This is a genomic window from Sphingorhabdus sp. Alg239-R122, assembly GCF_900537065.1.
GTDB lineage: Bacteria > Pseudomonadota > Alphaproteobacteria > Sphingomonadales > Sphingomonadaceae > Alg239-R122.
The window spans coordinates 323,735-336,849 of record NZ_UNRC01000003.1; the positions used below are offsets into that span (position 1 = coordinate 323,735).

General features: G+C 55.0%; 13 protein-coding genes. 9 read left to right on the forward strand and 4 right to left on the reverse strand.

The window, feature by feature from the left end; genetic code table 11:
- Nucleotides 1–66 precede the first annotated feature (66 nt).
- Nucleotides 67–900 carry a hypothetical protein gene (locus G6Q15_RS05435; protein ID WP_164116454.1) on the reverse strand — a complete coding sequence of 278 codons (834 nt, stop codon included), beginning with the start codon at nucleotides 898–900 and terminating at the stop codon, nucleotides 67–69.
- A 274-nt stretch (nucleotides 901–1,174) separates the two neighbouring features.
- On the opposite strand from G6Q15_RS05435, the gene G6Q15_RS05440 reads away from it, so the two are divergent.
- Both G6Q15_RS05440 and G6Q15_RS05445 read left to right on the forward strand, forming a co-directional pair.
- Nucleotides 1,175–1,633 carry a hypothetical protein gene (locus tag G6Q15_RS05440; RefSeq protein ID WP_164116456.1) on the forward strand — a complete coding sequence of 153 codons (459 nt, stop codon included), beginning with the start codon at nucleotides 1,175–1,177 and terminating at the stop codon, nucleotides 1,631–1,633.
- Nucleotides 1,634–1,711: 78 nt separating this feature from the next.
- On the forward strand, nucleotides 1,712–2,407 hold the full coding sequence (locus G6Q15_RS05445) for a DUF2461 domain-containing protein (protein WP_164116458.1): 696 nt from the start codon (nucleotides 1,712–1,714) through the stop codon (nucleotides 2,405–2,407).
- A 32-nt stretch (nucleotides 2,408–2,439) separates the two neighbouring features.
- Here G6Q15_RS05445 and G6Q15_RS05450 read toward each other — a convergent pair whose 3' ends face one another.
- The 3 genes from G6Q15_RS05450 to G6Q15_RS05460 are packed head-to-tail and all read right to left on the reverse strand — an operon-like array spanning nucleotide 2,440 to nucleotide 3,548.
- Nucleotides 2,440–2,748 carry a YciI family protein gene (locus G6Q15_RS05450; protein WP_164116460.1) on the reverse strand — a complete coding sequence of 103 codons (309 nt, stop codon included), beginning with the start codon at nucleotides 2,746–2,748 and terminating at the stop codon, nucleotides 2,440–2,442.
- A 42-nt stretch (nucleotides 2,749–2,790) separates the two neighbouring features.
- A complete protein-coding gene (locus G6Q15_RS05455) occupies nucleotides 2,791–3,225 on the reverse strand; it encodes an SRPBCC domain-containing protein (protein WP_164116462.1) in 435 nt (144 codons plus the stop codon).
- Complete coding sequence (locus G6Q15_RS05460; RefSeq protein WP_164116464.1) at nucleotides 3,222–3,548, reverse strand: metalloregulator ArsR/SmtB family transcription factor; 327 nt, start codon at nucleotides 3,546–3,548, stop codon at nucleotides 3,222–3,224. The genes G6Q15_RS05455 and G6Q15_RS05460 overlap by 4 nt, the downstream gene beginning before the upstream one ends.
- Before the next feature lie 234 nt (nucleotides 3,549–3,782).
- Between G6Q15_RS05460 and G6Q15_RS05465 the strand changes: the two genes are divergently transcribed.
- The 7 genes from G6Q15_RS05465 to rpsJ all read left to right on the forward strand — a co-directional run.
- Nucleotides 3,783–6,575 (forward strand): hypothetical protein, encoded by a 2,793-nt coding sequence (locus G6Q15_RS05465; protein WP_164116466.1) that lies wholly within the window; start codon nucleotides 3,783–3,785, stop codon nucleotides 6,573–6,575.
- Between the two features lie 150 nt (nucleotides 6,576–6,725).
- Nucleotides 6,726–8,042: an amidohydrolase family protein gene (locus tag G6Q15_RS05470; protein ID WP_275897589.1), complete on the forward strand. Its 1,317-nt coding sequence runs from the start codon at nucleotides 6,726–6,728 to the stop codon at nucleotides 8,040–8,042.
- Between the two features lie 318 nt (nucleotides 8,043–8,360).
- Nucleotides 8,361–8,732 (forward strand): 30S ribosomal protein S12, encoded by a 372-nt coding sequence (gene rpsL / locus G6Q15_RS05475; protein ID WP_164116470.1) that lies wholly within the window; start codon nucleotides 8,361–8,363, stop codon nucleotides 8,730–8,732.
- Between the two features lie 19 nt (nucleotides 8,733–8,751).
- Nucleotides 8,752–9,222 (forward strand): 30S ribosomal protein S7, encoded by a 471-nt coding sequence (rpsG, locus tag G6Q15_RS05480; RefSeq protein WP_164116472.1) that lies wholly within the window; start codon nucleotides 8,752–8,754, stop codon nucleotides 9,220–9,222.
- Between the two features lie 115 nt (nucleotides 9,223–9,337).
- Nucleotides 9,338–11,431, forward strand: a complete 2,094-nt coding sequence (gene fusA, locus G6Q15_RS05485) for an elongation factor G (protein WP_164116474.1) — start codon at nucleotides 9,338–9,340, stop codon at nucleotides 11,429–11,431.
- 149 nt (nucleotides 11,432–11,580) lie between these two features.
- Entirely contained in the window at nucleotides 11,581–12,771 is a 1,191-nt protein-coding gene (gene tuf, locus G6Q15_RS05490) for an elongation factor Tu (protein WP_164116477.1), read from the forward strand.
- Nucleotides 12,772–12,916: 145 nt separating this feature from the next.
- Nucleotides 12,917–13,115: 30S ribosomal protein S10 (rpsJ, locus tag G6Q15_RS05495; RefSeq protein WP_164116479.1), on the forward strand; the 199-nt coding region annotated here is incomplete at its 3' end.

The window sequence follows — 13,115 nt, forward strand, 5'->3', positions numbered from 1 at the left end:
TTTGGCTCTTCAGCGCCCTTTTGCCATGAACATCGTAAACAAAATGTTAAGGGGGGCCTTTTGACCTCACAGCATGTGTATCGCCGGACCGCGTGGTTTTTGTGGTTCACCGCCGGGCAGGCCGGAGTGGATGGGCGGTGGATCAGCGCCGTTTTCGCGGGAGTCTTTGTCCGCACTGTGCTTTACTGCGGTGTCCTCTTTCGCTGCCGCTTCGGCGGCATCCTCTTCCCATAACCGCTGCACAAAGGCGTAATCTTCGGGGTAACGTTCCTTGTTGGCTTCGGCGGTTTCCAGGCTCTGGTGCATCATGTAACGGCGCATGTCAGGCTTGTTTTCGATCAGGCGCTGCCGCATGTCGGCCAGCCGCTTGTCCAGCTTCATACGGATATCGCTCTTGCCCCGCGCTGCTTCTTCCTCCGTCTTTTTTTCTGCTTCCCATTCGGCGTGCCACTGTCTTTTCAGCTTCGCAATTTCGGCCTTGCCCACGCCGCCCTGCGTGCGCCGGGCATAGGTGGCGGGCTTGCGCGCGGCGAGCATGAACATCAGCAGCCGGTTGTCGTGGCGCGTGCGGGTACCAACCTGTTTGCCATGGTACATGATGGGTTCTTCCCAGCCGCTCAATGCGCGGTCATGGGCGATATCTTCCATCACCATCAGCCCCTGCGCCACTGCCAGGTCCCAGGCGCGGCAGAATTCCTCTGCCCCTGCTTTCAGGCGCAGCTGGTACGCGCCGCTGTCCGACATGCCCATTGCCCGGCACGCCCCGCGAACCGTGCCATGCGCCGCCATTGCCGCGATCAGCTCGCGTTGCCGCTCGGGTGTCCAGCCATCATGGCGGTGGCGTATGGGGACGGGCGTGAAATCGGTGAGTGGGGAGGGGGAGGAAGCAGTTTTGACCATGACAGGATCCGATCGTGGTTGTAAAGAGGTATTGCATATAACCTATATGGTTATATGTAGGACAGAAAATTTTACACTGTGGTTATAATGGGTTGGCTAAAAAGGGGGTTTGGTACCTTTGGTTTTATGTAAAATGCGTGATACGCTATGTAAATCCAGCTGCCATGACCTAATCGAGAGTCGCGAATATGGCGGCATGATATGTTGGCTTTTGACGTGCCGTGCGTATTGCTGAGAAGCACGTAAGCCTTTGTATGAATACAGGGGAATAGTTATGAAACATGTACTTGTACGGCGGGCAACCGCCGCTGTGTTGCCGCTTGCCTTGATCGCGTCCGCCTTTGCCATGCCGGCAATGGCGCAGGAATTTCCGGCCGATCCGGGTCAATTCTGGGACGTGACCGGGATTGAGCTCAAGGATGGAGGCGGCTTTGCCTATGTTAAATGGCTGGCCGCAGAATGGAAAAAGGACCAGGAGTTCGCCAAGTCGAAAGGGTGGATCACCGGCTATAAGGTGCTGAGCAACCTGCATGCGCGCGATGGGGAGCCGGACCTTTACCTGGTCACCATGTATGATGACATGCCGAACGGGGCAGAGAGTATCCAGCAACGCAAGGAATATTTCGAATGGCAATCGAAATCAGTGGCAAGGCTGAATGAGGAAAGCGGCAACCGGTTGGAAATACGCCGGGTGATGGGAACATCAATGCTGCAGGTGCTTCAGCTGAAATAAGGCCTTTGAAAGTGACAATTACGGGAGCGGTGGCATGGCGCCACACGCTCCTGTTTTTTTTGCGCGGCATGCGCTAGCATGGCCCCGACTGCCAGCGACATGATACGGGAGAGTGAGATGATAGGGCCAGAGCTGTTTACGTTCCTGCGTGAGCTGAAATCCAACAATAATCGTGAATGGTTTCAAGAGCATAAGCCGAAATATGTAGCTGATGTAGTGGAAGGCGTGACGGGTTTTATCGCCGCCATGGCGCCGCGTGTGGCGGCGATCAGCGAACATATAGTGGTTGATCCCAGGCCGCATGGCGGATCAATGTTCCGCATCTACCGTGACACCCGTTTCGGCAAGGACAAGAGCCCGTATAAAACCCATGTGGGTGCGCAGTTCCGGCATGAAGCCGGTAAAGACGCGCATGCGCCCGGCTATTACATGCATCTGGAACCAGGCAGGGTGTTTTTTGGCGGCGGTGTCTGGGGCCCTAAATCGGACGCACTGCGCGCAATTCGGCAGCGGATCGTGGACAAGCCGAAGGAATGGCAGGCCGCGACAGATGGCATGGAGGTGCAGGGCGAACGCCTGAAAACCGCGCCGCGCGACTTTGACCGCGATCATCCGATGATTGAGGACCTGCGGCTCAAGAGCTTCTTCCTGATGGCCGATGGCGATGAGGCACTGGCAACATCAGACGGGTTTGCCGATGCGGTGACAGCGCAGTTTGAAACGGCCGCCCCGCTGATGCGTTTTATCGCCAAGGCGCAGGGACATGCGTTTTAGGGGGAGGGGCCTGTCTACCCCTCCCGGGAAACCTACATCTCGACCGCTTCGCAGACTTCGACCGTGCCATGGTTCAGCACGGGGCAGCCCTTGGCCATTTCGATCGCGGCGTCCATGTCGGGCGCATTGACCAGCGAATAGCCGGACAGCGGGTTCGCGCCGCCATCATCGGCCACGCCTGATGCGGATACGGTTTTGGAAGGACCAGCAGGGTTGCCGCCATCAACCACGGCATCGCCCATGCCGCCGAGCCATTCGCCCCATGCGGCCATGACCTTCTCGCCTTCCTCAGGTGTTTCAGGCGGTTTTCCGCCATGATAGGCAAATATGTACTTGGGCATGTTTCTCTCCTTTTGGGGGTGGTTTGGGGTTGGAAAATTGTATCAACTGGCAAGCTTTTCCAGCTTGTTGAACGATGATGACCAGCCGCCATTGTGGTTTTCCGCGCTGGTTTCGTCTTCAAGGCCGGAATGGACCATCACAAAGTCAGTGCCGCCATCTGCCGCGGCGGAGACTTCAAAACGGACGGTGCTTTCATGGCCGCGTGCATCATCGTCATCGTCATGCCAGCCCCATGTGAATTCGACTGCCTTGCCGGGTTCGACCTTCACGACTTCGCCAGATACCTTGTGGTGCGCGCCCTTGTCGCTTTCCATGACAGAAAACCATGGCCCGGGCGCGGACAGATCAAGATTGTTGTCGGTGATGTAAATTCCTTCCGGCCCCCACCATTTCATCAGGTGTTCGCCTTGTGTCACATAGGCGAAGACGGTGGCCGGATCGGCCTTGAAGTGGCGTTTGATCTCTAACGTGCTCATGTCTTTCCTGTCTCCTTTGCCAAGGCATCTTCAAGCCGGTCAAGGCTGGCCATCCAGAATTCGCGGTGGTCAATAATCCACTGGTCAATCGCTTTCATCGCTTCCGGTTTGACCGAATAAAGGCGGCTTTGCGCCTGTGTCCGGCGATCCACAAGCCCGGCATCATGGAGCACTTTCAGGTGCCGTGACACCGCGGGTGGCGAAATGCCTGTACCCGATTGCAGCGCCCCGGCGCTCAGCTCCCCTTCGGTCAGCAGCCGTTCGACAATGGCAAATCGCGTGGCATCACCAAGTGCGGCAAAACTGCCTGTAAGGTCGTACATCGAAATCCCTTGTTTCCTACTTATGTTAATTAACATATCTGTTAAACAGAATGAGTCAACCTGATTTTGCAGCGCAGTAACGACCCAGTGTGGATCAGGGGTTTTGCACCCACCACGCTGTCTGCGTGACAATAGAGTTCCGATTAACGGTTTGTGGATACCGGTTTTCCCGATACTGTTCAGCCAGTTGCCGACAAGGCATCTGAGTCTTTTTCAATAGAGGGAACCCATCATATGACCAAAACACACCACGCAATCCGCCACTCGCTCCTGCTCGCCGCGAGCATTACCGCAATCGGCATCGCCATGCCCGCACAGGCGGAAGAATGCCTGCTCGACACCAATGATGACGGTGTGCCTGATGCTACCGATACCGATGGCGGAGCGACATCGGATGGGACCGATGCGACTCTAGCCTGTGGGACTGACTCGGCGGCCACAGGAGCTGCAGCGGTAGCAATCGGCAATTCTTCGCAAGCGACTGGACAATTTGCAGTGGCGATCGGCTCAGATGGTAATGATGCAGGCACTTTTGGCGCGCAAGCACAAGGTGGCGGAACAGTTGCCATTGGTGGGGATAGTCTTGCTGATGGGTTTTTGAGTACAGCAGTGGGGTTTAACGCGCAGGCAACGGGTGGTGGGGCTGTGAGTGTTGGGGTAGGCACCAGAGCGTCTGGAAATGGAAGTACAGGACTCGGAGATGGCGCAGAGGCTATCGCAGATAGAACAACCAGTTTAGGCAGTGGCAGCACAGCAACTATGCAAAATGCGACTGCCCTTGGCACTGCGGCAGAGGCAACGGGCTCGGACTCAGTTGCAATCGGCTATCAAACGATGGCTAAAGCGAGTAATACGATCAGTCTTGGTACATTGGCCGAGGCATCAGCAAGATCATCGATCGCTATAGGTGCAGATGGTCTGGATTTTGGACCTTTTGGGGCGAAAGCCACTTTTGAAGATAGTATCGCTATAGGAGCTGACTCTCTAGCGGATAATTTTTGGACACTTGCCATCGGAACTGCAGCGACCGCAACAGGGGAACGAAGTACCGTAATCGGGAATTTTTCTACAGCAAGCGGGAGCCAGACAGTTGTGGTTGGTACCATGGCACAGGCGACTGGTGAGCTTTCAACAGCCATTGGTTTTCAAAGTGTTGCAGCCAATCTTGGTGCAGTCGCGGTTGGTGAGTCGGCAGAAGCCATAAATGATAATGCGATCGCCATTGGCATTAACGCAACTTCATCAGGTTCGGGCGGTCTCGCAATTGGATCATTCTCCGAAACAACTGGACAATTTGCAACCGCAGTGGGAATCTCAGCAGATGTGACTGCAGTGCAGGGTACAGGGATTGGTTCACAGGCAAGTGTCACAGAAACCAATGGTACAGCAATTGGATCAAGATCGGTTGTCTCCGCACAAAACGCTGTAGCAATTGGGGCATTGTCGGTAGCGGATGACGTAAACATTGTTTCCGTAGGAAATAATACACTCAAGCGCCGCATCACAAACGTTGCAACTGGGATAGCAGACACCGATGCTGTTAACAAAGCGCAGCTTGATGCGGCAATTGTGTCGGTAGCATCAGGTTCTGCTTCCCCTGAGCTTGATGGAACAGGACTCTCCTCTCTCGCCGCCGGCAATGCTGCCCTTGCCTCCGCCAGCAGGACCACGGCGGTTGGCGACAATGCGGAAGCGGTTGAGAATGATGCGACAGCCGTTGGTGAGAACTCCGAAGCCAGCGGCACGGCGGCCAGCGCATTTGGTGCGGACGCTGTCGCTTCCAACGCGCGGACGGTCGCCGTGGGCGCAGAGGCACTGGCTTCCGGTTCAAACAGTATTGCCGTCGGTTCCAGGGCGGAGGCGTCGGGTATCAATTCGATCGCGCTTGGCCTTGATGCGGCGGCAACCGGCACCAACGCGATGGCTTTGGGCGCGGGTGCGACTGCGATCACTACTTCGACTGCCATTGGTCGTCTTTCGAACGCCAGCGGGTCGGCCAGCACGGCGATCGGCCCGTTCAGTACCTCTTCCGGCAGCCAGTCCATGGCGCTTGGCCATAGTGCGAGCGCGTCAGGCGGCTTTGCCAGCGCAATTGGTTCTTCCGCGCAGGCAATTGGCCTAAGGTCACTCGCGCTTGGCGCAAATTCCATGGCGCTCCACACCAATTCGATCGCCATCGGTTTCGGGGCCCAGACATTGGGCAACAACACGATTGTAATCGGCACAGGCAACAACAGCTATTACCTTCCAGGTCTTGGTTCCCTGCTGGCTGGTGGTGAGACTGGCACGCTTGTCATTGACAGCACGGGGCTGGTTTCGGTTGAACCTATTGCCAGCGCGCCTGCCAGTGCACAGGCGCCGTCTGCGCTTGGGGCCACAGCTTCCACAGCTCCTGTGCAAACACACAGCGCAGCTGCTGTACCCACTCCAACAGGTGGTACGGGCCTTGCATCCAGCGAGGCGGCGCAGATACAGCGCGACCTGGCCTCTGGTGCAAGCGCCACTGTTTCCGGTACAGTTGACAGTGACGTGACCGCAAGTGCCATTGATGCGCCGCATACGGTGGAAGCGTCAGAGCGCACGGCGGTGGCGCGCTCCTCGATCAACTCCTCACTCGATAGCGTGGCGCAGGCAGGGGCTTTGAAAATCGCTTCGGCGGGCCTGTCTGACAGCATTAGCGCGGTGGACATGGGCATGTTCAACGCCCTTGAAGGCCGCACGGCGGCGCTGGAAACACGCACCAGCGCGCTTGAAGGCAGGGTGGGCTTGCTCGAAGGCGGGCTTGCGCTCAACCGCCGCCATGCCAATGGCGGTATCGCGGCATCGATGGCGATGTCGGGAACGATCATTGTTCCCGACAGTAACTGGTCACTCAACGCCAATGTTTCCACATTTCAGGGAGAGCAGGGCTTTTCCGGCACGATTGTCGGCAAGGTTACCGAAAAGGTGTATATTTCCGGCGGTATTGCTGGTTCCACAGCGCCAGGCACAACAGGCGGACGCGTTGGCGTCGCAATCGGGTTCTGATCGTGACGAAGTAGTTATAAGATAGGGCCGGGGCAGCGATGTCCCGGCCTTTTCGATTGGCAGGACTGTCTGCCAATATGGACTTGCCGGATAGCCCGCTTGCTTTATGGTGAAGGGTGCAAAGGTTGATCTATGCAAAGGGGATGTGGTGTGCGTGCGCTTGATATTCTGAAAACAGGCCGGTGGACGGCATATATCGCGGCGGCTGGGCTCGCGCTTCACGCACCTGCGGCCTATGCGGATACGGTTGTCGTTACCGCAGGTCATATGGTGGATACGTTGAACGGGACTGTCACTGACAACCCGGTTGTCACGGTTACCGATGGCCGGATTGTTTCCGTGTCCAGTGGCACTGCGCCGGAAACCGGGCCGGAAACTGGGGATGACGTGCGGCGCGTTGACCTGCCGGGCATGACGATTATGCCCGGACTGATCGACATGCATGTGCACCTGACCGGGCTTGCCGAAATCGGTGGATACCGCACGTTCCAATATACCGATGCATTCTGGACCGTGGCGGGCGTCGCCAATGCGCGCGCCACTGTTGAAGCAGGCTTTACCACCGTGCGCAACCTCGGGTCTTCCGATTATGCCGATGTCGCATTGAAACAGGGGATAGAGCGCGGGCTTGTGCCGGGGCCGCGTATTGTGCCGGCAACCTATGCTATCGGTGTGACAGGCGGACATTGCGACAATAATTTCCTGCCACCATCCTATGATGCAAAAAGCGAGGCATTGGCAGAGGGCAAGGCGGCGCTGAGAGCCAGAGTGCGCGAACACCGCAAATATGGCGCTGAAGTCATCAAGATCTGCGCGACAGGCGGTGTGTTTTCCAAGGGCACGACCGTGGGCGAACAACAGATGACCGTGGACGAGATCCGCGATGTGGTCGAGATCGCGCATATACTGGGCATGAAAGTCGCCGCGCACGCGCATGGCAATGACGGTATCAAGGCGGCGATACGCGGCGGGGTCGATACCATCGAACATGCCAGTTATCTGGATGATGAGGCGATACGCATGGCAAAAGAAGCGGGCGTTGCGTTCTCGATGGATATCTACAACACCGAATATACGCTGGCTGAGGGCGAGAAGAACGGCGTGCTGGAAGAATCACTCGCCAAGGAACGGCAGGTGGGCGGCATCCAGCGCGAAAGCTTCCGCAAGGCCGTGAAGGCGGGCGCGAATGTCGTGTTCGGGTCGGACGCCGCCATTTTCCCGCACGGCCTTAATGCCCGGCAGCTGCCCGTCATGGTGCGTTTCGGCATGACGCCGGTGCAGGCCTTGCAAGCGGCTACGTCCGAAGCGGCCAGGGCGCTGGGCCGCGAAAATGACGTGGGCGCGATTGCGGTGGGCCGGTATGGCGACATTATCGCCGTACAGGGCAACCCCACACAGGATGTCAGCATCATGACAAATGTGCGCTTTGTGATGAAAGGCGGCGAGGTTGTAAAAAACGCGCGCTAAGTCAACAGAGCAATGACGCTGGAAGGTCCCGGATAAAATTTGCGCTTGGGCTTTGTGATCATCGACAGGAACGTGGTTCAAATCCCTTGACCTCTTCCCGAATCCCCGTTAAAGGCCGCGCTTCTGAATGGGTGGGGACACCTTTGGCCGCTGTGCTTTATATATAGATATATGTGAAACACGCAGACTTTCGGAAAACTTACATAGGCTAAACACATATCGTTTGGTGCGGACGGGCAAAAGGCTGAGCCTCCGTTATATCCGCGCATCTCCTGATATGAGTAACCGCAACGCAAAAACTTCTAAGGTGAAGAATTTATGCCAACGATTAACCAACTGGTCCGCAAGGGCCGGGTACCGCAGAAAGTTAAGTCCAAGGTACCCGCAATGGAACAGAACCCGCAAAAGCGTGGTGTTTGTACCCGTGTTTATACAACAACTCCGAAAAAGCCGAACTCCGCTCTGCGTAAGGTTGCCAAGGTGCGCCTGACCAACCAGCGTGAAGTTATCAGCTACATTCCCGGCGAAGGCCATAACCTGCAGGAGCACTCTGTTGTGCTTATCCGCGGTGGCCGTGTTCGCGATCTTCCCGGTGTACGTTACCACGTGCTTCGCGGTGTTCTGGATACCCAGGGCGTTAAAGATCGTAAGCAGTCGCGTTCGAAATATGGCGCCAAGCGTCCGAAATAAGATCAGGAGTTATTAAGAAATGGCACGTCGTAGAAGACCAGAGAAACGTATCATCCTTCCTGATCCCAAATTCGGTGATCAGGTTCTGTCGAAATTCATGAACAACCTTATGCTGGACGGTAAGAAATCAACCGCCGAGCGTATTGTTTACGGTGCATTGGACACCGTGCAGACAAAGGCAAAGACCGACCCGCTGCAATTGTTCCATGATGCATTGAACAACATCAAGCCAGGTATCGAAGTACGCAGCCGCCGTGTCGGTGGTGCAACGTACCAGGTTCCTGTAGAGGTGCGCCCTGAGCGTGCACAGGCTCTTGCCATTCGCTGGCTGATTTCTGCTGCGCGTGGACGCAGCGAAACCACCATGTCTGCCCGCCTTTCAGCGGAAGTCATGGACGCAGCCAATAACCGCGGCAATGCCGTGAAGAAACGTGAAGACACGCACAAAATGGCCGAAGCCAACCGTGCGTTCGCACATTACCGCTGGTAGGTTTATCACGCGGTGACTGAAACAGGATAAAGGGGCTGGCGCAAACTGGCCCCTTTGCCTATATCGCAGCCAACTTTAATAGCCCTTCCGGGCTACATCTTCGGAGTAGAACATCATGGCACGCAGCCATCCATTGGAAAGATATCGCAATATCGGCATTATGGCGCACATCGACGCGGGTAAAACCACGACGACAGAGCGCATTCTCTATTATACCGGTAAATCCTATAAAATCGGCGAAGTGCATGATGGCGCTGCGACGATGGACTGGATGGAGCAGGAGCAGGAGCGCGGCATTACGATTACGTCTGCTGCAACGACCTGTTTCTGGAATGCCGACGACCGCAATGGTCCGGAACACCGGATCAACATCATTGATACACCGGGCCACGTTGACTTCACGATTGAAGTTGAGCGTTCACTGCGTGTGCTTGATGGCGCGGTTGCCTGTTTTGATGGCGTTGCCGGCGTTGAGCCGCAGTCTGAAACCGTATGGCGTCAGGCAGACAAATATAAAGTGCCGCGTATGTGCTTTATCAACAAGCTTGACCGTACCGGCGCAGACTTCAAATATTGCGTGCAGTCGATCATTGACCGTCTGGGCGCGGTTCCTGCCGTTCTATATCTCCCTATCGGCATCGAAGCTGATCTGGTTGGACTGGTTGATCTCGTCAACGAACGTTCGATCACATGGGAAAATGACGGTTTGGGCGCGGAATATCAATATGGTGAAATTCCTGACGACATGAAGGAAGAAGCTGCGCAGTACCGCGAGCAGCTGATCGAACTCGCCGTTGAAAATGACGATGATGTGATGGAGCAGTATCTGGAAGGCAATATGCCTGATGTTGCAACTTTGAAGCGTCTTATCCGTAAGGGTACACTTGAGCATCACTTCGTTCCTGTGGTTTGCGGCTCTGCATTTAAGAACAAGGGCGTTCAGCCACTGCTTGACGCAGTTGTTGACTATCTGCCCAGCCCGCTGGACGTTCCGGCGATTGAGGGTGTGTCTGTTGATGGCGAGACCCAGGATTCACGTCCATCCAGCGATGACGAGCCATTTTCCGCGCTTGCATTTAAAGTGATGAATGACCCGTTTGTGGGCAGCCTGACCTTTGTCCGCATCTATTCGGGCAAGCTGGAAAAAGGTACGGTGCTGAACTCGGTCAAGGACAAGAAAGAAAAAGTCGGGCGTATCCTTGAAATGCACTCCAATGACCGTAAGGACATTGATGAGGCGATGGCGGGCGATATTGTTGCTCTTGCGGGTATGAAAGCCACCACCACCGGTGATACGCTGTGTGATGCATCCAAACCGATCATTCTTGAACGTATGGAATTCCCTGAACCGGTTATCGAGCTTTCGGTTGAACCGAAAACAAAAGCCGACCAGGAAAAAATGGGTGTTGCCCTCAACCGCCTAGCGGCTGAGGATCCATCTTTCCGCGTTTCGACCGACCATGAATCGGGCCAGACGATCATCAAAGGAATGGGTGAGCTTCACCTCGACATCCTGGTTGACCGCATGAAACGTGAATTTAAAGTGGAAGCAAATGTTGGTGCGCCTCAGGTTGCTTACCGCGAGTCACTCACCAATCCGGCTGACATTGATTACACGCATAAGAAACAGTCCGGTGGTTCCGGCCAGTTCGCGCGTATCAAGTTTGAAGTTACCCCGGGTGAGCGCGGCAGCGGCATTACGTTTAGCGATGAAATCAAAGGCGGTAATATTCCCAAAGAATATATTCCGTCCGTTGAAAAAGGCATGCGCGAGACAGCCGAAACCGGTTCGCTTATCGGCTTCCCGATCATCGATTTTGATATTCGTGTCTATGACGGTGCATATCATGACGTTGATAGTTCGGCTCTGGCTTTTGAAATCGCTGGCCGTGCGGCTATGCGTGAAGCGGCCCAGAAAGCGAAGATCAAACTGCTTGAACCTGTGATGAAGGTTGAAGTTGTGACACCGGAGGATTATCTTGGTGACGTAATCGGCGACATGAACTCTCGCCGCGGACAGATCCAGGGTACAGATAGCCGTGGTAACGCGCAGGTTGTCGATGCAATGGTGCCTCTCGCCAATATGTTCGGTTATGTTAATGAGCTTCGTTCATTCACACAGGGGCGCGCGCAATACAGCATGCACTTCTCACATTATGATGAAGTTCCAAATAATGTTGCCGAAGAATTGAAAGAGAAGCTGGCATAATCGAATAAACATCGTTATACGCGCGGCTTCCTTCTCTCGATTCTGTCGGGAAAGAACGCCAAAGCGGCTAACGGGTGTTGACAGATTGTCTTATGCTCGCCAAAGCGCGGCACAGAATTTTTAGTTACGTTAAGTAAAGGTAGGATAAAATGGGTAAAGCTAAGTTTGAGCGGAACAAGCCGCACTGCAACATCGGAACCATCGGTCACGTTGACCACGGTAAAACCACACTGACAGCTGCAATCACTAAAGTGCTTGCGGACGCTGGTGACGGCGAAGCTGTTGATTTCGCAAACATCGATAAAGCTCCTGAAGAGCGTGAGCGCGGCATCACCATTTCAACGGCACACGTTGAATATGAAACCGACGCACGTCACTATGCGCACGTCGATTGCCCGGGTCACGCTGACTATGTTAAAAACATGATCACCGGTGCTGCGCAGATGGACGGCGCTATCCTGGTTGTGAACGCTGCTGACGGCCCAATGCCACAGACGAAAGAGCACATCCTGCTCGCACGTCAGGTTGGTGTGCCTTCGATGGTTGTGTTCCTGAACAAAGTTGATCAGGTTGACGACGAAGAGCTGCTTGAACTGGTTGAAATGGAAGTTCGCGAACTTCTGAGCGAATATGACTTCCCTGGTGATGATATTCCTATCATCGCTGGCTCAGCTCTTGCTGCGCTTGAAGGCCGTGACGACAATATCGGTAAAGAAAAAATTCTTGAACTGATGAAAGCTGTTGATGAATTTATCCCGCAGCCTGACCGTCCGGTTGACAAAGACTTCCTGATGCCAATCGAGGACGTGTTCTCGATCTCTGGCCGTGGTACCGTTGTTACAGGCCGTGTTGAAACCGGTGTTGTAAATGTTGGTGACGAAGTTGAAATCGTGGGTATCAAAGATACTTCGAAAACAACCGTGACCGGTGTTGAAATGTTCCGCAAGCTGCTCGACTCGGGTGAAGCTGGCGATAACATCGGCGCGCTGATCCGCGGTGTTAACCGTGAGGAAGTTGAGCGTGGTCAGGTTCTTTGTAAGCCTGGTTCGATCACACCGCACACAGAGTTTGACGCTGAAGTTTACGTGCTTTCAAAAGACGAAGGCGGCCGTCACACGCCATTCTTCGCCAACTACCGCCCACAGTTCTACTTCCGTACAACGGACGTGACGGGTGAAGTTATCCTTGAAGAGGGTACGGAAATGGTCATGCCTGGTGACAACGTCACAATCGGCGTGAAGCTGATTGCACCTATCGCAATGGATGCGGGTCTCCGCTTCGCTATCCGCGAAGGTGGCCGTACTGTTGGATCAGGGGTTGTCAGCACGATCAAAGCGTAATATAGGACGCATCGCTGCCCGGATCTTTTGATTCGGGCAGCCAGTTTTTTGCCGCTCTGGCTTGGCGTTTCGTTTGGAACGCAAAATCGGGGCGGTTTATTTTTGGCTCTTTCGCATCGATAGAATACGGGATTTGGTATAAACCATGGAAACGCAAAATATTCGCATTCGCCTTAAGGCATTTGATCACCGCGTACTCGATCAGGCAACTGGCGATATCGCGGACACCGCACGCCGCACAGGTGCTCTCATTCGTGGACCAATTCCTCTACCGACGCGTATTGAGAAATTTACCGTGAACCGCGGACCGCACATTGACAAAAAGTCACGTGAGCAGTTCGAGG